Raw genomic sequence first — 21,305 nt, 5'->3', positions numbered from 1 at the left:
AACGCCCGTACGCACTGTCACCTGGGGGAACACCTCATGCATGGAACGGAGCGATGGGACGGGGGACGGGGACACCGTGAGTGAGGCCGAGGACTTCGCGCGGCGGATGCGAGAACTGAAGGACCGCGGCGGGCTGAGTTACGGCGTGCTGGCGCGCAGGCTGCACACCAGTACGTCGACGCTGCACCGCTACTGCAACGGGGCGGCGCTGCCCGCGGAGTTCGCGGTGGTGGACCGCTTCGCGCGGGCCTGCGGGGCTTCGGCGGCGGAGGCGGTGGACCTGCACCGGGCGTGGCTCCTGGCGGACGCGCGGCGGCGCGCCGCGGCCGCGGCACCGGATCCGGAAACTGCACCCGCACCCGCACCCGCACCGGCACCCGCACCGGCACCCGCACCGGCACCGCATCCGGTGCCGGACGCCCCGCCGGAGCAGGCCGCGCCGGAGGGCCCGGACGTGGTGGTGGAGCCGCCGTTGCGGTCGTCCCGGCACCGGCGCAGGGCGGCCGTGGCCGCCGCCGCGGGGCTGGCGGCCGGTGCGGTGGCCGTGACGCTGCTGGCGCTGACCGGACCCGACCCGGGGACACCGCGCACCGCACCCGGGCGGGGCCCGGTAGCCGGTACGGGCGGCCCTTCGGGATCCGCTCCGGCCGCGGCGTCCCCGTCGGAGGCGGGAGCGGCTCCGACGGGGCCGGCCACGGGACCTGCGCCGGGCCCGCCGCCGGGGGACCCGGACGCGACCCCGCCCTCCGCCTCGCCGCCGGGCCCCGGCCGGACGCAGGCGGCCCCCCTCCGGGCGGCGGTGCGCCCGCACGTGTGGGCCGCGGGCTGCGACCACGCCTACCTGGCCGAGCGGGGGCCCGCGGCGGTGCCCCCGCCGCCCGTGGAGGCGGACGCGCCGGCCTGGGCGTCGGCCCAGCGCGCCGTGCACGCCGGGAACCAGACCGTGGAGGTCACGCTGCACGGCACGGGCGGGGGAGCGGTGGTCCTGGAAGGCCTGGAGGTTCGGGTGGCGGCCCGCCGCACACCGCCCGCATGGAACGTGTACCAGATGTCCCAGGGCTGCGGCGGCGGTCTCACCCCGGCCGTCTTCGCCGTCAACCTGGACGCGCCCCGCCCGCTGGCCCGGCCCGTCGCCGGTAACGACTCCGGCAAGCGACTGCCGGCCCCGGCGTTCCCGATGCGGGTCTCGGCCGCGGAACCGGCCGTCCTGCGGGTGGAGGCGGCCACCACGGGCTGCGACTGCGACTGGTCCCTGGACCTGAGGTGGTCCTCACCGGCCGGCTCGGGCACCCTGCGCATCGACGACGGCGGCCGTCCGTTGCGCACCAGCGCCGCCACCGGCCGGCCGGTCTACGGATACGCCCTGGAACAGGGGCGCTGGGCGCGCTGAATTCGCAGGTCAGAGGGCTTTGTCGGCGGTCGCGCCTAGACTCGTGGGGAAGGGTCCGGCAGGTCCCGGAGGACATCGAGGGGGAGAGGGGGACGGCATGACGGCGCAGACGCGGCCGATGCCGCAGGAATCCGCGCTGCTGCGCTGTGCAGCCGTCTTCCTGCCCGCCGCCGTCCCCCGGCAAGGGCGGGTCGCCTTCTGGTCGCCGGAGGGCGGCCCGCTGCCCGAGGCGGGCACACCGGACCGGCTCACCGTCGTACGACCGCACGGCAGCGCGGTCCGCAGCAGGACCGTGCCCGCGGTGGCCTTCGGAGTCGACGCCGCCCTGCCGCTGCTCGCGCGGGCCCCCCGCAACCCCGCCGCGCACCCCGCCACCCGGGCCTGGGGCACCGCCGCCACACAGGCCCTCACCCTGGCCGCGCGCGGCCGTCTCCTTCCCGGGCTCACCCCCGAGGGTGTCGACGCGTGGCGTGCCGGCCCGCTCGAAGCCGCCGACCTCGCCCACCTGAGGGCGGTCGCCGCCGCCCTGCCCCACGAGGGATACGCGACGCCGCTCGCCGGACGCCGCCCGCTCCAACTGCCCGAACCGGAAGCGCTGGTACGCGCCTTCCTCGATGCCGTCGCCGATAGCCTGCCCCGCACCCCGGCCGCGGCCGTCGCCGCCGGGCGGCCGTTCGCCGCCCGGGAACCGCAGCGGGTGCCCGGCCTGCGGGAGTGGGCCGCGCAGGTCGCGGCCGGGGCCGATGCCGGGGTCGGGCTCTCGCTCAGGCTGGACCTGTCCTCCTTCCGCGTCTTCGACGCGGCCGAGGGGGAGGAGACCCGCCGTGCCGGCGCCGCCGTCGTCCAGGTGCACAGCCTCGCCGACCCGACGCTGGTCACCGATGCCGGGCAGCTGTGGGCCGGGACGGCCGGCGTCGGCTTCGGACCCCGCGCCCGGATCGACGCCGTGCTCGCGCTGCGCCGGGCCGCGCGGGTCTGGCCGCCGCTGCTGAGGCTGCTGGACCAGGCCGTGCCCGACGCCCTGGCCCTGTCCGACCCGGAGCTGGAGGATCTGCTGGGGGTGGCCGCGGACCGCCTGGCGGCAGCCGGGGTCGTCGTCCACTGGCCGCGGGACCTGGCCCGTACGCTGTCCGCGACCGCCGTCGTACGGTCCACCGCGCCCGGGTCCGCCATCGACGGGACCGCCTTCTTCGACGCGGAACACCTCTTCGCCTTCTCTTGGGAACTGGCCCTGGGCGGTGACCGGCTGACCCCGGGCGAGATGGACGCGCTGGCGCAGGCCCACCGACCCGTCGTCCGGCTGCGGGACCAGTGGGTGCGGGTGGACCCGGAGCTGGTCCGCAAGGCGCGCCGCCGCGAACTGGGCCTGCTGGAACCGGTGGACGCGCTGGCCGCCGTCCTGTCGGGGACGGCCGAGGCCGACGGCGAGCAGGTCGAGGCGGTGCCCGTGGGCGCGCTGGCGGCCCTCCGGGAGCGGCTGACCGGGGAACCGGTCCCGCTCCCGCAGCCCCCTGCCCTCAGGGCCACCCTGCGCGACTACCAGGCACGCGGCCTGGCCTGGCTGGACCTGATGACCTCGCTGGGTCTCGGCGGCTGCCTCGCCGACGACATGGGCCTGGGCAAGACCGTCACCCTCATCGCACTCCATCTGCACCGGGACCGCCGCGAGCCCACGCTCGTGGTCTGCCCGGCCTCCCTCCTGGGCAACTGGCAGCGCGAGATCGGAAAGTTCGCACCCGGCACCCCCGTGCGCCGCTTCCACGGCGGCGGCCGCAGCACCGATGACCTGACGTCCTGCGAGGGCGGGTTCGTGCTCACCACCTACGGCACGATGCGCGCCAGCGCCGTCCAGCTCGCCGGACAGCGCTGGGGCATGGTCGTCGCCGACGAGGCACAGCACGTGAAGAACCCCCACTCGGCGACCGCCAAGGCATTGCGCACCATCCCCGCGCCGGCCCGGGTGGCGCTGACCGGCACCCCGGTGGAGAACAACCTCTCCGAGCTGTGGGCGCTGCTCGACTGGACCACACCGGGACTGCTGGGTCCGCTGACCGCCTTCCGGGCCCGGCACGCCCGCCCGGTGGAGCACCAGCAGGCCGAGGACGGCGGCAACGAGGCCGCGGTCGCCCGACTGTCCGCGCTCGTACGGCCGTTCCTGCTGCGGCGCAGAAAGTCCGACCCCGGTATCGCGCCCGAGCTGCCGCCGAAGACGGAGACCGACCACCCGGTGTCCCTCACCCGGGAGCAGGTCTCCCTCTACCAGGCCGCGGTGGACGAGGCGATGGCCGTGATCGAGTCCAGCGAGGGCATCGAGAGACGCGGCATGATCATGAAGTTGCTGGCCTCGCTCAAACAGATCTGCAACCACCCCGCGCAGTACCTGAAGGAGGAGCGGCCCCGGCTTCCGCACCGTTCCGGCAAGCTCGCCCTGCTGGACGAGCTGCTCGACACGATCGTCGCCGAGGGCGGATCGGTGCTGGTCTTCACGCAGTACGTGACGATGGCCCGGCTTATCGAACGGCACCTGTCGGCCCGCGGGATCGCCTCGCAGCTCCTGCACGGCGGCACCCCGGTCGCGCGCCGGGAGGAGCTCGTCGACCGCTTCCAGGCCGGTGAGGTCCCCGTCTTCCTGCTGTCCCTCAAGGCCGCCGGCACCGGCCTGAACCTCACCCGGGCCGGACACGTCGTCCACTTCGACCGCTGGTGGAACCCGGCCGTCGAGGAACAGGCCACCGACCGCGCCTACCGCATCGGTCAGACCAGGCCCGTACAGGTCCACCGCATCATCGCCGAGGGCACCGTCGAGGACCGCATCGCCGAGATGCTGGAGGCGAAGCGTGCCCTGGCCGACGCCGTCCTCGGCTCGGGCGAGGCGGCGCTCACCGAGCTGACCGACCGCGAGCTCGCCGACCTCGTCTCCCTGCGGAGGCCCACATGATCACCGCGCGGGACGACCGCCGCCGCACCTTCGAGACCGTGCCTGCCGGGGCGGAGGCGGTGAGCTGGTGGGGCCGCGCCTGGGTGTCCGCCCTGGAGGCGGCCTCCGGCGACCCGGCCCGCCTGGCCCGCGGTCGTGCGTACGCCGCCGCCGGGCGGGTCGACGCGGTGACCGTCACACCCGGCCGGATCGTTGCGTACGTCCGGGGTAGCAGACCCCGCCCGTACCGCACCGAGCTGACCCTGCCCGCCTTCGCGGACCCGGAGTGGAGCGGGCTGCTGGAGGAGGTGGCCGCTGACCCGGCGGCACTCGGCTCCCTCCTGGAGCGCGAGGTCCCGCAGACGCTGGCGGGAACCGTGCTGCCCGGGGCGGGCGAGCTCGTCCCGCACTGCTCCTGCCCGGACTTCGGGCGTCCGCCGTGCAAGCACGCCGCCGCCCTCTGCTACCGCGCGGCCCGTCTCCTCGACGCCGACCCCTTCGTCCTGCTGCTCCTGCGCGGCCGCGGCGAGCGGGAGCTCCTGGCGGACCTCACCCGCCGCAACGCCGCCCACGCGGCACGCGAACAGCCCGGTGCGGCAGCGGCCTTCCCCGGTGTCGCGGCCCGGGAGGCATGCGCCCGTGCGGTGCTGCCGCTGCCGATGCCGCTCAGCGCGCCCGCGGCGGTGGGTCTGCCACCCGCCTGCCCGGCCGACCCGGCGGCGCCGGACCCGCTGGCCCTCGACCAGCTCGCCTCCGACGCCGCCGCCCGCGCCCTCGCACTGCTCACCACCGGCGAGGACCCGGTCGCCGGGCTCTCCCTCTGGCAGGACGCCGTACGGCGGGCCTCCGCCGAGCCCACGTCGGGCCTGACCGGTACGGCCCGCACCCTCTACCGGGACCTGGCCCGCGCCACCGGGCGCACCACCACCGACCTCGCGCGGGCCGCGGCGGCCTGGCGCCAGGGCGGCCGCCCCGCCCTGGCCGCGCTCGAAGAGGCCTGGGATCCGCCGGCCGGCCCCTTCGACCGGGCCCGCCCGGCGCTCCTCGCCGCGGCGCAGGGCCCCTTCCGCCCCGAACGCAACCGCCTGACGGCCCGCACCCGCCAGCTGCGGCTCGGCCGAGACGCCCTCTGGTACGCCTACGAGTCCCGTCCGGGCGACGACGACTGGTGGCCCACGGGCCGGCCCTCCGCGGACCCGGTCAGCGCCCTGCTGGGCTGAGGCCCTCCGCCCAGCGGGTCAGCGCGGTGAAGTCGCGGTCCCGCAGGCCGTGGCGCGGGTGGACGCGCAGCAGCAGGGCCGGCGCCGGATGGTGGGCGGCGACCCATTCCCGGTCCCGCGGGGTGATCATGTCGTCGACCCAGGCGAAGGGGCGGCCCGCCGCCCAGTCCCTCAGATGCCGGGTCTTCCAGGAGAGGCCGTCGGGATCCTCGGCGAACAGTTCGGGCCATTCGACGACGGACAGGTCGCCGGGGAGCCCGATGTGTGGGGAGATCAGGGTGTTGGCCTGATGCGTCCAGGCCGTGGCCCAGGCGATCTCGAAGGGCAGGGCCAGCAGCCGGGCGCCGTGGGAGGGGTGGAGGCGGACCCGCGCCCCGCGTCGGGCCCTGCGGGTCTCCGGATCGCGGTAGGAGAGCCAGACGTCCGGCCACATGCGGTGGCTCCGGTACCCGCGCAGTCCGGCGGAGAGGGACCGGAAGGGGTTGAGCGGTCCGTCGACGTCGAGGAGGAGGAGCGGTCGTGCGGTCATGAAGTACCCAGTACCCCGTACACGATTGAGTGAAATGCCTACCGCTTCTATAACCCGTATGGGTTTGGGGGCGTTGTTTCCGGTGCGGGCGAGGCCCCGCAAATCCATCGGAAGGCAGGGAAAGTGATGCGTCACAGTCGTCGAAGTGGTCTGATCGCGGCGGTCGTTGCAGGTGGCGGCCTAGCCGTCGCGGGTGTGGGCGGACTCGCCCACGCCGACGCGGACGCCGATGGCAAGGCCGAGCGATCGCCGGGTCTGCTCTCCGGGAATCTCGTCCAGCTGCCCGTGGACCTGCCGGTGAACGTCTGCGGGAACACCGTGAACGTCGTCGGCGTGCTGAACCCCGCGGCCGGGAACCGCTGCGCCAACGCGTCGGGCGGTGGCGGGGCGGACGCGTCGCAGCAGGGCGGAGGGAACGGCGGGGGCGCGGTGGCAGAGGGGCGCGGAAAGGATTCTCCAGGCGTATTGTCAGGCAATGGCATTCAGTTGCCCGTCAACCTGCCGCTGAACGCCAGCGGCAACTCCGTCAACGTGGTCGGCATCGGCAACCCCGCGCACGGCAACACCTCCGTCAACGTCGAGAAGCCCACCGAAGGCAAGCCGGTCCAGCCGCCCGTCGTTGAGAAGCCGGTCACCCCGGTCACTCCGGTCACCCCCGCCGCACCCGTCGTCCCGGTCACCGAGGCGCAGCCCCCGCGGCCCGGTGAGGCGCTCGCCCACACCGGCGCCGACGGCGCCGGCTACCTGCTGCCCGCGGGCGGGGCCCTGCTCCTTGGCGGTGTCCTCCTCTACCGCCGGTTCCGGCTCAACTAGCGTTCCGCTGCTCGGGTATGGCGCGCCATCCGTCCAGGACGGCGTCGATCCGCGCGGCCAGCCGTGCGCGGGCCGCGAAGCGGGGGACACCCGCCATCAGCAGGGCGTCGTACTCGGTGTCGGTGTGTCGCACCGCCGCCCGCACCGCCACCGAGACCGCGGCTTCGTCCAGGGCCCGGCCCGCCGCGCTGCGGCCCACCCGGCCGCTCCCGCGCACCGAGGCATGGGTGGCGATCGCCACGGCCCGGTCGGCCGGGCAGCCGGGGAACAGCCGCACGATCTCGGCCGCGAAGGCCGCCGTGAACCGCACGTCCTGCGCCGCACGGCGCAGCCGGTCGCGCTCCCGTCGGCGCGCCCGCGCCTCGGAGTCCGCGAGGCATGCGCGTTCCGCGTCGGCCAGGGCGGCGTCCTCGACGAGGAGCCCGAGACGCTCGTACCGGCGGCGCCGCCGGTTGAAGCGCACCACGACGGCGCAGAGCGAACTCGCCTCGCGAGACCGCCGGGTGAGTGCTGCGTCCCCTCGCGGGAGGTAGACGAGATGCCCCAGATCCGCACAGTCCAGGCACCGGGGCACGCCAGCCTCGCGGACCAGGTGCCGGAGCGGACCCCGCCGGCACTCCGCGCAGTGGATCTGCTTCGCAGACTCGAAAACGACCAGGCTCATACGGGTGTGATACCGCCCTGAGCGTCTCGTATCACCTGGTGGGGACGGGAGGTTGAGGTTTGGCCGACTCTTCCGGGATCGGCCTGATCACTCCTACGGTGGTCACGGGACCGACGGCCGAACGGGCCCGGACCACGGAGGAGGAGCACATGGGAGCGCAGCGGACGACGACAGCGAGGCCGCCGGTGACCGGTTTCGGCATGAGCACCGGAAGAGCATGCGTCACGACGGTCCCGGCGGGCCACGAGATCGTCATTCCGCCCGGCGCCTGCACCGGCTGGCACTACCACCGGACCCGGCTCGAAGCAGTCGTCCTCGCGGGCACCCTCACCCGGGTCCTGCACGACCTCAGCGTCGAAGTGCACCGGCCCGGAACCGCCTTCGTGGAACCCGCGGGCATCGGTCACATACACCTGGGCCACAACCTCGGCACCGAGCCCGTCGTACTCCACGTGACCCCCCGGCTGCCCGAGGGGACCGCGTTCTCCATACCCACGCCGGCTCCCTCCGGTGCCACCCCGGAGGTTTGCCGGCAGCACCCCCGCTGACCCGTCGCCCGAGCGGGCCGGCCGAGCTCAGACCAGTCGGCGTATCTCCCCGCGCACCCGGTAGAAGCCGCCCGATGCCGCGTGCAGGCCGTCGACCACGTACCGGGCGCCGACCTCCCTGATGCCCCGCGGGAACTGCACGTTCCAGGACGACTCGAAGCCGCCCGACACCACCTGCACCCGTACCCGGCCGCCCTGCTGGACGCACTCCACGACCACGCCGCCCGCCGGGTCCGAGGCCACCGCGGCCATCGAGACCGTCGCCACCGCCGAGGCCGAAGCGGCCGGGGTGAACACCGGCAGCGCGGCTGCGGACTTGACGTCCACCGGTGCGGGCACCGCCCCCTGCTGGGCCGCCGCGATCGCCTGCTCGCTCGCGTCCACGCAGACCAGCGAGCCGTCCGTGGTGACGAGGTAGAGCCGTCCGTCCAGGTACTGCATCGACAGCGCCGACCCGCCGCCGGTTCCCAGCTTCCACAGCCGGCGCCCGTCCGCGTCGAAGCAGTAGACCGAGGAGGAAGAGTCGCCCGCGAAGACGTGGCGGCCGTCCGGCGAGGTCGCGCACGCGTACACCGCCGCGTCGCACCGGTAAGTGGCCTCCGTGGCCCCGGTGGCCTTCGACAGCCGCTGCACCGTGTTGCGGACCGTACCCGCGTACACCGAGTGCTCCTCCTGCCAGCCGAACAGGACTCCGCCGGGGGTGGCGCTGTGCCACACCTGCCCGGTGCCGTCGGCCGCGTAGGCCGTCACTCCGGCGCTATGCCCGTGGTAGACCGCCCGCTCGTCGGCCCGGACCATCCACGCACCGCTCCCCGAGGACTTCCGTGACCACTGGTGCTCGTCCTCGTGGTCGATGACGGTCAGACCGCCGTTCGCGTCGGACACGTTGAGCACGCCCTCGTGGATGTCCAGCCAGTAGATGTCCACGTCCGCCGCGATGGCGTAGGCACCGAAGGGGACCTTCGACGACAGGTCGTACACCGTGCCGTCGTCACAGCCCGCGTATATCCAGAACTCGTCCGCCACCAGGCACTTCACCCCGTCCGGCAGGGAATAGCGGGCCAGCACCTCACCGCCGTGGCTCAGCGTGTACACGTCTCCGGCCTGGTTGCCGACCCAGCAGCGGTCCTCGTCGACGTGGATCCCGAAGGCCGCGGAACCGGTACGGAAGCGCCACAGCACCGGGGCGACGGCACGCGCCGTCGACGGCGCCGAGGCCACCTGGCGGCGTGTCACCGCCCGGGCGGCGCGCTGACCCTGCACGGCCGGGGCGTATCCCTTGCGGACCTTCTCGCCGATCTTCCTGGCGGCAGCCGCCCGGGCCTTCTCGGCGGTCGGGAACGAGGAGCTCTGCAGCTGGCCGGACGCGCCGATGCGGCCGTAGCGCACCGAGACGGCCGTGCCGTCCACGGTCACCTCGTAGAACTTGTGCGCCCCGCCGCCGTCCTGCGACAGCTCCAGATACGTCGTCTCCCGAGCCATGACAGACCCCTCCCCGAAAGCCGGGCCACCAGCGCCTTGTTCCGCGGTGGTCCCTCGTGGGAAAAGCTAGGACCGACCACTGACAATGGGCCGGTGCAGTGGGAAGCGATCACATGGCAGCGGATGGCCGAGCGACTCGCCGGCCACCTCTGCGAACCCGCCGAAGGCCCCGGGCCGGACGGTCGACAGCGCGTGGGCATCGACGGCGCACCCGCGGCGGACACCGGCACCCTCGCCGGTCTGCTCGCGCAGGAGCTGAAACTGCGCGGGCGCCCGGTACTGGTCGTGCCGACCGGCGGTTTCCTGCGGCCGGCCTCCCTCCGCTTCGAGTTCGGCCGCCGGGACGTGGACGCGTACCTGGACGGCTGGTACGACACGGCCGCTCTCTGGCGGGAGGTGTTCGGACCGACCGATCCCGGGGGGACGGGACGGGTGCTGCCCGACCTGTGGGATCCGGTGACCGACCGGGCTACCCGCAGCCCCTACGTCGAGCTCCCCGCCGGCGGAGTGCTGCTGGTGCACGGGCCGCTGCTGCTGGGGCGGTGGTTCCCCTTCGACCTGAGCGTCCACGTACGCCTGTCGGCCGGGGCGCTCGCGCGGCGGACGGAGGAGTCCGAGCGGTGGACGGGGGAAGCGTTCGCCCGGTACGAGGCCGAGACGGATCCGGCTTCGGCCGCCGATGTGGTGGTCCGGGCCGACGATCCCAGGCATCCCGCCTGGACGGGGATCCGGGAGCGGTGACGCGGGGCTGCGGTGGTGCCGCTGCCGCTGGGCGAGCCCGCTGTCCGCCCCGACCCCCGGGCCCGGCCGGGCCCACGCCTGCGGGGCCGGGGTGCCGGACGCTGTCGCGGTCCCGGCCTCAGCCGTCGGGGCGGCTGCCGGAGCGGCGCCCGAAACGCCGGCGGAGGGAGGGCCGGGATCCGCCCCCGTCCGCGCTCGGGGCTTCCGCCGGGACGGGCTGCGGGCGGCCGCCCGGGCGGGTGATGGCCCGGGCGGCCGCGCGGCAGCCCGCGCGCGCCGCTTCCGGGGGGTCCGAGCCTTCCAGGCGGGCCGCCAGGAAGGCGCCGGTGAAGGCATCGCCGGCGCCCGTGGAGTCCACCACCTCCCCGCCCGGCTCCACGGCCGCCACCTCGGCCGTGATCCGGCCGCGCTCGGCCACCAGAGCCCCCGCCGGGCCCCGGGTCACCACCACCAGCGGCACCCGCCGGCTCAACGCCGTCGCAGCCCGGGCCACCCCGGCCGCCTCCGACAGCCCGGCCAGCAGACGGGCCTCGTGCTCGTTGGGCAGCAGCACCTCCGCGCCCGCCACGGCATCCAGGAAGCGCTGGGGGCTCAGTGCCGCCAGGAACCCGGCCGAGGCCGGGTCCACGCTCACCGGCACTCCGCGGGCCCGCGCCGCCCGCAGCGCGAGCGCGGCCAGCTCCCGGCTGCCGTCGGTGAAGAACAGGTATCCCGACAGGTGGAGGTGGGCCGCCCCGTCCAGCAGGGACGGGGTCCAGTCCGCCGGGCACAGCCGCAGCGAGGCCCCGCTGTCCGTGAGGAACGTCCGCTCGGCGTCCTCGCCGACGAGGGCCACCACCGTCCCGGTCGGCTCCTCCGGATCGATCACCAGCTGCGGCCGCACCCCCGCGTCCACCAGGGCCCGTTCGTGCCACCGTGCCGAGTCGGCGCCCACCCGCGCGAGGAGGCGTACCTCCGCGCTCCCCGTACGGGCCGCCCAACAGGCCGCGTTGGCGCCCGCGCCGCCCGGCAGGGTGCGGATCCGGGCCGCGGTGTCGGTGGCCGGAGCCAGTGGCTCCGGATGTATCGCCACCACATCCGTCACCACGTCCCCGACCACGAGCAGCGCCCCCGGGGCGGTCATGCCACGGCCGCCCAGGCCCGGGCGATCCGGGCACCGAGCCGCACGTTCCCGCGTACCGCCGCCAGGTTCGCCTCCAGCGAGGCTCCGCCCGTCGCCCGCACCAGAAACCCCAGCAGGAACGGCGTCACCGCCTGACCTGTGATCCCCTGCTCGCGGCAGGCGGCGAGGGCCTCGGCCAGGACCCGGTCGTGCAGCTCCGGGTCCAGCTGTTCACCGGCCGCCACCGGATTGGCCACCAGCAGCGCCGACTCCGTTCCTCCCAGTGCGTCCTGAGCGGCCATCACCGCCGCGACCTCCTCCGGCCGGTGCACGGTCCAGTCCACCGGCTCACCGGAGTCGGCCAGGTAGAACCCGGGGAACCGGTCCGTACCGAAACCGAGCACCCCCACTCCCAGCGTCTCCAGCCGCTGCAACGTCGCCGGCACGTCCAGGATCGACTTCACGCCCGCGCACACCACCGTGATCCGTGTCCGCGCCAGCAGGGACAGGTCCGCCGACTCGTCCTGTGTCTGAGCCCACTCGCGGTGCACGCCGCCCAGTCCGCCCGTCGCGAAGACCCGCAGTCCCGCCCCGGCCGCGAGGAAGGCCGTCGCGGACACCGTCGTCGCACCGGTCGCGCCCGTCGCCAGCGCGGGCGCCAGATCCCGATGACCGAGCTTGCGCACGCCGTCGCCGGCTGCGATCCGCTCCAGCAAGGTCTTGTCGAGGCCCGCGCGGGCCACCCCGTCCACGACCGCGATCGTCGCCGGAACCGCGCCCTCCGCGCGGACCAGTCCCTCCAGTTCGAGGGCCACCTCCAGGTTGCGGGGGCGGGGCAGGCCGTGGGCGATGATCGTCGACTCCAGGGCCACCACCGGCCTGCCCTGGGCGAGCGCGTCGCGTACCTCTTCCGACAGGACCGGTCCACCGGGCAGGGCCGCGGTTGCTCTGTGCTGTGACATGTCCCCATCCATGGCACGGGATCGGCGCCTCCAAACACACTCCTGCCACACCCGCCCCACGCTGTCCGAGGAGCGCTCCCCGCGGACGCGCGGCCCGACCACGGGCCCGCCGCCCCGCGGGCCCTGCTTTTCCCGGACGCCCCCGCGGCGTCGCGGTCCGCGCGGACGCCCCGCCGCCCCGCCTGTCGACCGCACCGGACGTCCGCCGCCCCGGCCGAAACCCAGCGGTTCCCGAAACCCGGCGGTTCCCGAGGCCCGGCGGACCACCACCTGCCGCCGGTCCGCCCGGGAGGAGGGCCCACGTGCACCGCCCGGAACGCGCCGGCGGGCACCGGCTTCCACCGGTCGTCCGCACCGCCGGGCGCCCCGGCCCCACTGGACAGGGTGACGCGTGGGCCGGTCCGTTCCTGGACGCTGTGGTCGGCGCGCCGGGCGGACGGGCCGCACTAGGCTGGCGCGCCATGAGCAGCAGTGATCACTCCGCCACCCCCGCCCCCGCGTCCTTCGCCGTCACCGTGGCGGACGTCGAGCTGGAGCCCGACGACCTCGACCCGGTCCAGATCGTCTCCGGCGATCCGGTCGTCACGGGCCGGGTCCTGTGGGAGTCCGCCGACGGCACGCAGGTACGCGGGATCTGGCAGATCACCCCCGGCGTGGTCACCGACGTCGAGGCGAACGAAATGTTCGTGGTGGTCGCCGGACGCGCCACCGTCGAGGTCGAGGGCGGCGCGACCCTGGAGCTCGGGCCCGGCTCGGCCTGCGTGCTGCGGGAGGGCGACAGGACCGTCTGGACCGTCCACGAGACGCTCCGCAAGGCTTACCACATCAGCTACTGACGTTCCCGGAATCCGAAGGATGGCGGCGCGCGGTGAACAGGGCGAGTGCCGCCATCGGCAGCAGCAGCGAGGCTCCGACGGCGTTCAGCCAGCCGTAGCCCGCCTGGGACATGATCACGCCGGCGGCGGCTCCGCCCACGCCCGCGGCCGTGTTCATCGTGAGGTCGCTCAGCCCCTGTACGGCGGCCCGCGCGGCCTGCGGCACCGAGTCGGTCAGCAGGGCCGAGCCGGACACCATCCCGGCGGACCAGCCGAGGCCCAGCAGGAAGAGACCGAGGGCGCTCCGTCCGTGGCTGGCGCCCGCCGTCCCCGCGAGCAGCGCGGCGACCGACAGCAGTCCCGCGGCGAGGCCGATCACGGTGAGCCGTCCGAGCCGGTCCGCGAGCCACCCCATGAGCGGGGAGAAGGCGAACATGCCCGCGATGTGACCGCTGATCACCAGCCCGACGAGCTCCAGCCCGGCTCCGTGGTGGCTCAGGTCCATCGGGGTCATGACCATGATCGAGACCATGGTGGTGTGGGACACGGCGACGGTGAGGAGGGCGAGGCGGGCCCGCGGCGAGGACCTCACGGCGGCGAGTCCGGCGCGGAGCGAGCGGCCTTCGCGGGACTGTTCTTCGGGAGAGGCGAGCGCCCGCGCGGTCAGCAGGGGGTCCGGGCGCAGGAGTACGGCGATCAGCGCTCCGGTCAGCAGGAAGACGGCGGCGGCCCACACGAAGGGGCCCGCCGTCTCGGGTATGGAGGTCCCGGCGAAGCTGCGGCTCGCCGGAGCGGACAGGTTGGGGCCGAGCACCGCCCCGAGGGTGGAGGCCCACACGACCACCGAGATGGCCCGGGCCCGGTGGTCCGGGGCGGCGAGGTCCGCGGCGGCGAAGCGGGCCTGGAGGTTGGCGGAGGAGGCGGCGCCGAAGGCGGCCATGCCGAGCAGCAGCAGCGGGAAGCTCTTGATCGTGGCGGCGAGGACGACGAGGCCCGCCCCGGCGGCACCGATCCCGTACGCCAGGACCAGCCCGGGCCGTCGGCCGCGCGCGGTCATCAGGGCGGCGAGCGGCAGGGAGACCAGGGCGGTGCCGATCACCGAGGCGGTCGACGCGAAGCCGGACAGCGCCTCGGTGCCGCTGACCTCGGTGGCCAGGACGGGGGCCAGGGCGATGCTGATGGGTACGCCGAGCCCGCCCAGCACCTGGCCGGCGATGAGCACCCGGGAGGTGCGCTTGCGGAGTCGTGCGAGGTCCGCGAGGGCGAGCGGCGGGGCGGTCCGGTCCGTGCCGGGAGCGGCGGTCACGCCCTGCACCGCCCTCGCGGGTGCGCGGCGCGGGACGCGGGGGACGCGGTGGGGCCGGGTGCGGCGGCAGCAGTAGTCACCGCCGCAGTGTGCCACCCCTTACCGTCCGGCGGAACCGGTCCGTCGTCGTGGTCGGGCCCGCAGGTCACGGGCGTCACACGGGGCTCAGAACAGCGGCTGCGGGAGCACCCCCTCCAGGGCGAGGAGCTGCCGCTTGGTCTCCAGCCCGCCGCCGAAGCCCCCGATGCCACCGTCGTTCTCCAGCACCCGGTGGCAGGGCACCACCAGGGGCAGCGGGTTCGACCCCATGGCGTTGCCCACGGCCTGGGCGGCGCCGGGCTGTCCGACGCGGGCCGCCAGTTCCCCGTAGCCGACGACCGAGCCGTAGGGCACGGAACGGTCCAGCTCCTGGAGCACCTGGCGGTTGAAGCCGGAGCTGAGCCGCCAGTCCAGCGGAAGGTCGAAGCGCCGCAGCGAGCCGGCGAAGTACGCGGCCACCTGGCGCACCGGCGCGGCCAGCAGCACTTCCTCGCCCGGCGCCGGCCGCCAGGCGTCGGCGCCGAGCCGGGAGACGAGCGGGCCGATCATCCGGTCGAGCCGGTCCGGCCCGGCGTGGAACTCGACCCGGACCAGCCCCTCGGGCGTCGCGGCAAGGAGCAGGGGGCCGATGTCGCTGGCGACGACGGTCCATTCGAGGTGCGGCCCGCGGGGCCGCTCGGTGCTGTCCACGCGTCCACGGTACGGCTCTCCTCCGACGGACCGCCGCCCTCCCCGCCCTCCCCTCCCGCAGCCGTCAGAAGCCGCCGACCGCCTCCCGGACCACGTCCGGGGCATTGGTGATGATCCCGTCGACGCCCATCTCCCGCACCTTCCGCGCGGTCACGGCGTCGTCCACGATCCAGGTGTCCACCTCCATCGCCTTGCCGTGCGCCCCGAGCAGGCCGTGCACCGCCGCGACCCAGTCGGCCGAGATGGTGGTGTGCCACGGGTTGATCCGGTCCGTGAACTCCGCGTACCGCGGCAGGTCCGCCACCGCCGGAGTGCCCAGGAAGGCCGTCACCAGGTCGGGGCGCAGCCCGTGCACCATGCGGATGGAGTCGGCACTGAAGCTCTGCACCACCAGGCGCTTCGAGTGCCGCGCGTCGAGCCAGCCCGCCTCGCCGAGCACCCGCAGGGTCTGCTCCTCGATCCCCGGGTAGAGCTCCGGCTTCTTGATCTCCAGCAGCAGCCGCTGCCGATTGCGCTGCACCCGGTCGAGGTACTGCCGCAGCGTCGGCACGGAGGCGCCCGCGTACTCCTCGCCGAACCAGCTGCCCGCGTCGAGCTGGGCGATCTCGGCCGACGTGAAGTCCTTGACCCGCCAGGGCTTGCGGTCCGGGAAGAGCTGCTCGACGTCCGTGGTGCGGGCCAGGGTGTCGTCGTGGATCACCACCAGTTCGCCGTCCCTGGTGCGCTGCACGTCGTTCTCGACCCAGTCGAAGCCCAGCCGCATCGCCAGGTCGACCGCTTCGAGGGTGTTCTCCGGGGCGTACGCCGAGGCGCCCCGGTGCGCGTACACGACGGGACCGCCCAGTCCCAGCGGTCCGGGGGCGGATCCGGGGCCGGTGGCGGCGGACGACGCCGTCCCGCCCAGCAGGGTGAGGGCGAAGCCCAGGAATGCGGCGGCGGCCGCGGTGGCGGGTCGGACGTACATGTGCGTTCTCCTCGGGTCGTGAGCCCTGTTCCTGCGTCAGACGGGTGCGGAGCGGCAGACGTTGTGGCGATGCACTTCACCGCGATCATGGGGTTGAAGATCACCGAGCCGCCACCGAACTACGACAAACGGACCAGAACGGATGACGCGGACCGCCGGACCGCCGGGCCGCCGGGCCGCACCGAGCGCGTTGCGGCCGGGCGGGGAGGCGTGCGTGTCAGTGGAGGGTCGTACGGTGGACTCATGCGGCCCGTATCGAAGATCGAACGCACGGTGGCGCCTTTCGAGGTCGTCAGCCCCTACCAGCCCAGCGGCGACCAGCCGGCGGCCATCGCCGAGCTGGAGAAGCGCATCCGTGCAGGTGAGAAGGATGTCGTCCTGCTGGGTGCGACCGGCACCGGCAAGTCGGCGACCACCGCCTGGATGATCGAGAAGCTCCAGCGCCCCACCCTGGTCATGGCGCCGAACAAGACGCTGGCCGCCCAGTTGGCGAACGAGTTCCGCGAGCTGCTGCCGAACAACGCCGTCGAGTACTTCGTCTCGTACTACGACTACTACCAGCCCGAGGCCTACGTACCGCAGTCGGACACGTACATCGAGAAGGACTCCTCGATCAACGAGGAGGTGGAGCGGCTGCGCCACTCCGCCACCAATGCGCTGCTGACCAGGCGGGACGTGATCGTCGTCGCCTCCGTGTCCTGCATCTACGGCCTCGGTACCCCGCAGGAGTACGTCGACCGGATGGTCTCGCTCACGGTGGGCGAGGAGATCGACCGGGACCAGCTGCTGCGCCGCTTCGTCGACATCCAGTACACGCGCAACGACATGGCCTTCACCCGCGGCACCTTCCGAGTGCGCGGCGACACCATCGAGATCTTCCCGGTCTACGAGGAACTGGCCGTCCGCATCGAGATGTTCGGGGACGAGATCGAAGCGTTGTCCACCCTGCACCCGCTGACCGGCGAGGTCATCAGCGAGGACCGCGAGCTCTACGTCTTCCCCGCCAGCCACTACGTCGCCGGCCCGGAGCGCATGGAGAAGGCGATCGCCGGCATCGAGGCCGAGCTGGCCGAGCGCCTCGGAGAGCTGGAGAAGCAGGGCAAGATGCTGGAGGCGCAGCGCCTGCGCATGCGCACGACCTACGACCTGGAGATGATGCGCCAGATCGGCTCCTGCTCCGGCATCGAGAACTACTCGCTGCACATGGACGACCGCGAGCGGGGCTCCGCGCCCAACACCCTCATCGACTACTTCCCGGAGGACTTCCTCCTGGTCATCGACGAGTCGCACGTCACCGTCCCGCAGATCGGCGCCATGTACGAGGGCGACGCCTCCCGCAAGCGGACCCTGGTCGACCACGGCTTCCGGCTGCCGTCCGCGCTGGACAACCGTCCGCTGAAGTGGGAGGAGTTCCAGGAGCGCATCGGCCAGACCGTCTACCTGTCGGCGACCCCCGGCACGTACGAGCTATCGCGCGGCGACGGTTTCGTCGAGCAGATCATCCGTCCCACCGGCCTCATCGACCCCGAGGTCGTGGTCAAGCCCACCGAGGGCCAGATCGACGACCTGGTGCACGAGATCCGCAAGCGGGTGGAGAAGGACGAGCGGGTCCTGGTCACCACCCTCACCAAGAAGATGGCAGAGGACCTCACGGACTACTTCCTGGAGCTCGGCATCCAGGTCCGCTACCTGCACAGCGACGTCGACACGCTGCGCCGCATCGAGCTGCTGCGCGAGCTGCGCGCCGGCGAGTACGACGTCCTGGTCGGCATCAACCTGCTGCGCGAGGGCCTCGACCTGCCCGAGGTGTCCCTGGTGGCGATCCTCGACGCCGACAAGGAGGGCTTCCTGCGCTCGGGCACCTCCCTGATCCAGACCATCGGCCGCGCCGCGCGCAACGTGTCCGGCCAGGTCCACATGTACGCGGACAAGATCACGCTGGGTATGGAGAAGGCGATCGAGGAAACCAACCGGCGCCGCGAGAAGCAGATCGCCTACAACACGGCGAACGGGATCGACCCGCAGCCGCTCCGCAAGAAGATCAACGACATCGTCGCCACCATCGCCCGCGAGGAGCTGGACACCGAGCAGCTCCTCGGTACCGGATACCGGCAGGGCAAGGAGGGCCGGGGCGCCAAGGCGCCGGTTCCGGACCTGGGCGGTCTCGCGGCCCACGCACCGGCGGGCGCCAAGGGTGCCAAGAGTGCGAAACCGGCCAAGGGGGCCAAGGCGGCCGAGGTGCTCACCGACCGGCCGGCCGCCGAACTCGCCTCGCTCATCGAGCAGATGACCGAGCGCATGCGCGCGGCCGCCGCGGAGCTCCAGTTCGAGGTCGCGGCCCGGATCAGGGACGAGGTCGGCGAGCTGAAGAAGGAGCTCCGGCAGATGAAGGAAGCGGGCCTCGCCTGAGTCGGGGGCTGTCAGTAGGGTTGGGTCACAGCCGCAGGAACACGCTGCGCACCAGTCAACTGGGGCGGGCTACGGAGAGGGGACGCGCGTGACGGTCAACATGACCAAGGGTCAGGCCATCAGTCTGCAGAAGACGGACGGAGGGACGCTGACCGCGGTCCGGATGGGCCTGGGCTGGCAGGCTGCGAAGCGCCGCGGGCTGTTCGGCTCGCGGACGCGGGAGATCGACCTTGACGCGTCGGCGGTGCTCTTCGCCGACAAGCAGCCGGTCGACGTGGTCTTCTTCCGCCACCTGCAGAGCGACGACGGCTCCGTGCGCCACACCGGCGACAACCTCGTCGGCGGCGTCGGTCAGGGCGGCGACGACGAGGCGATCCTCGTCGACCTCCAGCGGGTGCCGGTCCACATCGACCAGATCGTCTTCACGGTGAACTCCTTCACCGGTCAGACGTTCCAGGAGGTGCAGAACGCCTTCTGCCGCATCGTCGACGAGACCAACGGCCAGGAACTGGCCCGCTACACCCTCGACGGCGGCGGCGCGTACACGGCGCAGATCATGGCGAAGGTGTCCCGCGCGGGCTCCGGCTGGCAGATGACGGCCCTGGGCACCCCGGCCAACGGCCGCACCTTCCAGGACCTGATGCCGGCGATCCTGCCGCACCTGTAGCAGGACCGGAAGCGGACGGGAAGAAGAGAACACGGCGCGGGGGAGGGGCTGCACGATGACGGCCGAACTGGTCCGGGGGCAGAACCACCCCGTGTCCCGGAGCCGGGTGGAGGTCAGGGTCTCGGCGGGTACGCCCGTCCTCGCCCTGGCCTCGCTCGCCGACGCACAGGGACGGCTCACCGGAACCGGGGCCCTGGCTCACCCGGGCGCCCGGTCCCTGCCCGGCGTGCACGCGCCGGCGGGCCTCGCGGACCGGCACGCCTTCGCCGTGGACCTCGACGCCGTCGCGGCGGACGTCCACCGCGTCGGCGTGCTGCTCGTGCTGCCGCCCGGCGGCCCGGTCGGCTTCGGCGCCGTCCCGGCCCCCCACGTGGCCCTGGCGGCACCCGACGGCGGCACCGAGATCGCCGGCTACACCCTGACCGGGCTCGACGCCGAGACCGCGGTGATCGCCTTGGAGCTCTACCGGCGCCAGGGCGCATGGAAGGTCCGAGCCGTCGGCCAGGGCTACGCCGACGGCCTCGGCGCCCTGCTCGCCGACGGCGGACTGCCCGTGCCGGCCGCCCGGGAACTGGCCGCCACGGCGCTGAGCACCGCCGCCCCGGCCAAGGAGACCGACGCGACGCTCGCGACCATGCCCACCCTGGTCGGCGACCTGCGTGCCCCGCAGACCGCGCCGCGGACTCCCGGGCCCGCCCCGGAGCTGCCGGACCCAGCCCCGGACCCGGTTTCCGGGGTCCCGTACGCCGGTACGCCCGGTCCCGCGCCCGCCGGCGACGGCTCCCCGCCCACGATCAGCTACACCCACCCGCGCCGCCGCCGCACCAGCGGTGAGCCGCCCGAGCCGGCTCCGCGGGCCGCCGCCGCGGAGCCGGGGCAGCACCCGCAGCCGGTCGCCGGCGATGCCGCCGGGTGGTCCCTGGACGAACGGCTCTACAACCAGGTCTGGGGCATGTTCGAGGACCTGGCGCGCACGGTGGCCGCCTACCGCAGCGCCGTGGAGTTCGCCGACTCCCGCAGGGACCGCGAGCTCGACGACGCCCTCGCCGACCCGCGCCACCGCATCGGCGGCTCCGGCGACGCGGCCCGCGACGCCGCACGGGCCCGCCGCGAGGAACTGATCGCCCGGGCCCAGGCCGTCCTCGACCGCGACCTCGCCCAGCTCATCGCCGAGTCCGAGGTCGTCGAGCCCGCCCTGCCGGCCCCGTACGCCCGATGGGACAATCCCGTCTGGCACGGCCACCGCGTGCCGGAGGAGGCCCCCCTCGCCGTGCGCCTGGGCGACCTGCACCTGCCCGAGCGGCCCGGCCTGCGCATCCCCATGCTGGTACGGGTCCCGCTGGAGCGCGGGCTGTGGATCGACAACGGCCGTACCGGTTCCGAGGCGGCGATGGCCATGGACACCGACCGGCTGCGCCGCGCCGCCATGGACATGGCCGTCGCCCACGCGGTACGGCTGCTCGCGGTCCACCCCGCCGGCCGGTTCTCCGTCCACGTCATCGACGCGGCCGGGGCCGGCGCGGCCTCTCTGGAGCCCCTGGTGCGGGCCGGGGTGCTGGCCGCGCCGCCCACCACCGGGGCCGCGGCGGTGGGCAGGACGCTGGCCGAGCTCACGCGCCGGGTGGACCTGGTGCAGATGGCGCTGAAGGCCGGGGCCCCCGAGGACCTGCCCCCGGACGTGGACACGGCCGAGCAGCTGCTCATCGTCCACGACTTCCCGCACGGCTTCGACGACCGGGCCGTCACCCAGCTCCGCTACCTGGCCGACGAGGGCGCGGCGGTCGGCGTGCACCTGCTGATGGTCGCCGACCGTGACGAGGCGTCCGCCTACGGGCCGCTGCTGGACCCGCTGTGGCGCTCCTTGATGCGGCTCTCGCCGGTACCGGACGACCACCTCGCCGACCCGTGGGTGCACCACGCCTGGACCTTCGAACCGAACCTTCCGCCGGAGGGCAGCCGAGTCCTCGACCAGGCACTGGACCGGGTGGCGGAGGCCCGGCGCACTACCCGCCCGTGACCATCCTTTGGTATTCCCTTTACCTTTTTG

At 74.1% G+C, this 21,305-nt stretch carries 18 protein-coding genes; 10 read left to right on the top strand and 8 right to left on the bottom strand.

Features of this window, described 5'->3' with window-relative positions; translation table 11 throughout:
• The first annotated feature begins 40 nt into the window (after positions 1-40).
• The 3 genes from ACFW2G_RS06330 to ACFW2G_RS06320 all read left to right on the top strand — a co-directional run bounded on the left by ACFW2G_RS06330 (position 41) and on the right by ACFW2G_RS06320 (position 5,527).
• The gene (locus ACFW2G_RS06330) at positions 41-1,390 is read left to right on the top strand and encodes a helix-turn-helix domain-containing protein (RefSeq protein WP_384582015.1); all 1,350 of its coding nucleotides are present in this window, start codon (positions 41-43) and stop codon (positions 1,388-1,390) included.
• A 97-nt stretch (positions 1,391-1,487) separates the two neighbouring features.
• The gene (locus ACFW2G_RS06325) at positions 1,488-4,328 is read left to right on the top strand and encodes an SNF2-related protein (protein ID WP_384582017.1); all 2,841 of its coding nucleotides are present in this window, start codon (positions 1,488-1,490) and stop codon (positions 4,326-4,328) included.
• The gene (locus ACFW2G_RS06320) at positions 4,325-5,527 is read left to right on the top strand and encodes an SWIM zinc finger family protein (RefSeq protein ID WP_384582019.1); all 1,203 of its coding nucleotides are present in this window, start codon (positions 4,325-4,327) and stop codon (positions 5,525-5,527) included. The genes ACFW2G_RS06325 and ACFW2G_RS06320 overlap by 4 nt, the downstream gene beginning before the upstream one ends.
• Here ACFW2G_RS06320 and ACFW2G_RS06315 read toward each other — a convergent pair.
• Positions 5,508-6,056: a hypothetical protein gene (locus ACFW2G_RS06315; RefSeq protein WP_384453580.1), complete on the bottom strand. Its 549-nt coding sequence runs from the start codon at positions 6,054-6,056 to the stop codon at positions 5,508-5,510. The genes ACFW2G_RS06320 and ACFW2G_RS06315 overlap by 20 nt on opposite strands.
• A 126-nt stretch (positions 6,057-6,182) precedes the next feature.
• Between ACFW2G_RS06315 and ACFW2G_RS06310 the strand changes: the two genes are divergently transcribed.
• Positions 6,183-6,869, top strand: a complete 687-nt coding sequence (locus ACFW2G_RS06310) for a chaplin (RefSeq protein ID WP_037926641.1) — start codon at positions 6,183-6,185, stop codon at positions 6,867-6,869.
• Here ACFW2G_RS06310 and ACFW2G_RS06305 read toward each other — a convergent pair.
• Complete coding sequence (locus ACFW2G_RS06305; protein ID WP_037926638.1) at positions 6,862-7,533, bottom strand: DUF2293 domain-containing protein; 672 nt, start codon at positions 7,531-7,533, stop codon at positions 6,862-6,864. The two genes, ACFW2G_RS06310 and ACFW2G_RS06305, sit on opposite strands and share 8 nt — an antisense overlap.
• A 200-nt stretch (positions 7,534-7,733) precedes the next feature.
• Here ACFW2G_RS06305 and ACFW2G_RS06300 point away from each other — a divergent pair, with 200 nt between their 5' ends.
• Positions 7,734-8,081 carry a cupin domain-containing protein gene (locus tag ACFW2G_RS06300; RefSeq protein WP_384453575.1) on the top strand — a complete coding sequence of 116 codons (348 nt, stop codon included), beginning with the start codon at positions 7,734-7,736 and terminating at the stop codon, positions 8,079-8,081.
• A gap of 27 nt (positions 8,082-8,108) precedes the next feature.
• Here the strand turns inward: ACFW2G_RS06300 and ACFW2G_RS06295 are convergent, their stop codons facing one another.
• Complete coding sequence (locus tag ACFW2G_RS06295; RefSeq protein ID WP_384453572.1) at positions 8,109-9,563, bottom strand: WGR domain-containing protein; 1,455 nt, start codon at positions 9,561-9,563, stop codon at positions 8,109-8,111.
• Positions 9,564-9,656: 93 nt separating this feature from the next.
• On the opposite strand from ACFW2G_RS06295, the gene ACFW2G_RS06290 reads away from it, so the two are divergent.
• Positions 9,657-10,304 carry a uridine kinase gene (locus tag ACFW2G_RS06290; RefSeq protein WP_384453569.1) on the top strand — a complete coding sequence of 216 codons (648 nt, stop codon included), beginning with the start codon at positions 9,657-9,659 and terminating at the stop codon, positions 10,302-10,304.
• A gap of 118 nt (positions 10,305-10,422) precedes the next feature.
• Here the strand turns inward: ACFW2G_RS06290 and ACFW2G_RS06285 are convergent, their stop codons facing one another.
• Together ACFW2G_RS06285 and ACFW2G_RS06280 are read right to left on the bottom strand one after the other, a co-directional pair.
• Positions 10,423-11,427: a carbohydrate kinase family protein gene (locus tag ACFW2G_RS06285; RefSeq protein ID WP_384582022.1), complete on the bottom strand. Its 1,005-nt coding sequence runs from the start codon at positions 11,425-11,427 to the stop codon at positions 10,423-10,425.
• On the bottom strand, positions 11,424-12,368 hold the full coding sequence (locus ACFW2G_RS06280; RefSeq protein WP_384454193.1) for a pseudouridine-5'-phosphate glycosidase: 945 nt from the start codon (positions 12,366-12,368) through the stop codon (positions 11,424-11,426). Before ACFW2G_RS06280 ends, ACFW2G_RS06285 begins: the two co-directional genes overlap by 4 nt.
• A gap of 461 nt (positions 12,369-12,829) precedes the next feature.
• Between ACFW2G_RS06280 and ACFW2G_RS06275 the strand changes: the two genes are divergently transcribed.
• On the top strand, positions 12,830-13,204 hold the full coding sequence (locus ACFW2G_RS06275; RefSeq protein ID WP_384582024.1) for a cupin domain-containing protein: 375 nt from the start codon (positions 12,830-12,832) through the stop codon (positions 13,202-13,204).
• Here the strand turns inward: ACFW2G_RS06275 and ACFW2G_RS06270 are convergent.
• The 3 genes from ACFW2G_RS06270 to ACFW2G_RS06260 form a co-directional block, all read right to left on the bottom strand.
• A complete protein-coding gene (locus tag ACFW2G_RS06270) occupies positions 13,194-14,489 on the bottom strand; it encodes an MFS transporter (RefSeq protein WP_037927493.1) in 1,296 nt (431 codons plus the stop codon). The two genes, ACFW2G_RS06275 and ACFW2G_RS06270, sit on opposite strands and share 11 nt — an antisense overlap.
• Positions 14,490-14,654: 165 nt before the next feature.
• Positions 14,655-15,218, bottom strand: coding sequence for a methylated-DNA--[protein]-cysteine S-methyltransferase (locus ACFW2G_RS06265; protein WP_384582026.1), 564 nt, complete (start codon positions 15,216-15,218; stop codon positions 14,655-14,657).
• A gap of 64 nt (positions 15,219-15,282) precedes the next feature.
• Positions 15,283-16,182: a glycerophosphodiester phosphodiesterase gene (locus ACFW2G_RS06260; RefSeq protein WP_384454186.1), complete on the bottom strand. Its 900-nt coding sequence runs from the start codon at positions 16,180-16,182 to the stop codon at positions 15,283-15,285.
• 243 nt (positions 16,183-16,425) lie between these two features.
• On the opposite strand from ACFW2G_RS06260, the gene uvrB reads away from it, so the two are divergent.
• The 3 genes from uvrB (at position 16,426) to ACFW2G_RS06245 (ending at position 21,275) form a co-directional block, all read left to right on the top strand.
• Positions 16,426-18,591, top strand: a complete 2,166-nt coding sequence (gene uvrB / locus ACFW2G_RS06255) for an excinuclease ABC subunit UvrB (RefSeq protein ID WP_384582028.1) — start codon at positions 16,426-16,428, stop codon at positions 18,589-18,591.
• A gap of 88 nt (positions 18,592-18,679) precedes the next feature.
• Positions 18,680-19,258, top strand: coding sequence for a TerD family protein (locus tag ACFW2G_RS06250; protein ID WP_037926627.1), 579 nt, complete (start codon positions 18,680-18,682; stop codon positions 19,256-19,258).
• A 55-nt stretch (positions 19,259-19,313) separates the two neighbouring features.
• Positions 19,314-21,275: a TerD family protein gene (locus tag ACFW2G_RS06245; RefSeq protein WP_384582030.1), complete on the top strand. Its 1,962-nt coding sequence runs from the start codon at positions 19,314-19,316 to the stop codon at positions 21,273-21,275.
• Positions 21,276-21,305 lie beyond the last annotated feature (30 nt).

It is taken from the genome of Streptomyces sp. NPDC058880 (genome assembly GCF_042742535.1).
Lineage (GTDB): Bacteria > Actinomycetota > Actinomycetes > Streptomycetales > Streptomycetaceae > Streptomyces.
The sequence above is the reverse complement of the archived record's forward strand: the minus strand, read 5'-3'. Positions and strand labels throughout refer to the sequence as shown.

Bases quoted from the DNA above. Each gene is read 5' to 3' on its own strand.
- ACFW2G_RS06320 (WP_384582019.1), top strand. From the start codon at position 4,325: ATGATCACCGCGCGGGACGACCGCCGCCGCACCTTCGAGACCGTGCCT.
- ACFW2G_RS06260 (WP_384454186.1), bottom strand. From the start codon at position 16,182: ATGTACGTCCGACCCGCCACCGCGGCCGCCGCCGCATTCCTGGGCTTC.
- ACFW2G_RS06295 (WP_384453572.1), bottom strand. From the start codon at position 9,563: ATGGCTCGGGAGACGACGTATCTGGAGCTGTCGCAGGACGGCGGCGGG.
- ACFW2G_RS06315 (WP_384453580.1), bottom strand. From the start codon at position 6,056: ATGACCGCACGACCGCTCCTCCTCCTCGACGTCGACGGACCGCTCAAC.
- ACFW2G_RS06305 (WP_037926638.1), bottom strand. From the start codon at position 7,533: ATGAGCCTGGTCGTTTTCGAGTCTGCGAAGCAGATCCACTGCGCGGAG.
- ACFW2G_RS06330 (WP_384582015.1), top strand. From the start codon at position 41: ATGGAACGGAGCGATGGGACGGGGGACGGGGACACCGTGAGTGAGGCC.
- ACFW2G_RS06325 (WP_384582017.1), top strand. From the start codon at position 1,488: ATGACGGCGCAGACGCGGCCGATGCCGCAGGAATCCGCGCTGCTGCGC.
- uvrB (WP_384582028.1), top strand. From the start codon at position 16,426: ATGCGGCCCGTATCGAAGATCGAACGCACGGTGGCGCCTTTCGAGGTC.
- ACFW2G_RS06300 (WP_384453575.1), top strand. From the start codon at position 7,734: ATGAGCACCGGAAGAGCATGCGTCACGACGGTCCCGGCGGGCCACGAG.
- ACFW2G_RS06245 (WP_384582030.1), top strand. From the start codon at position 19,314: ATGACGGCCGAACTGGTCCGGGGGCAGAACCACCCCGTGTCCCGGAGC.
- ACFW2G_RS06280 (WP_384454193.1), bottom strand. From the start codon at position 12,368: ATGTCACAGCACAGAGCAACCGCGGCCCTGCCCGGTGGACCGGTCCTG.
- ACFW2G_RS06275 (WP_384582024.1), top strand. From the start codon at position 12,830: ATGAGCAGCAGTGATCACTCCGCCACCCCCGCCCCCGCGTCCTTCGCC.
- ACFW2G_RS06285 (WP_384582022.1), bottom strand. From the start codon at position 11,427: ATGACCGCCCCGGGGGCGCTGCTCGTGGTCGGGGACGTGGTGACGGAT.
- ACFW2G_RS06310 (WP_037926641.1), top strand. From the start codon at position 6,183: ATGCGTCACAGTCGTCGAAGTGGTCTGATCGCGGCGGTCGTTGCAGGT.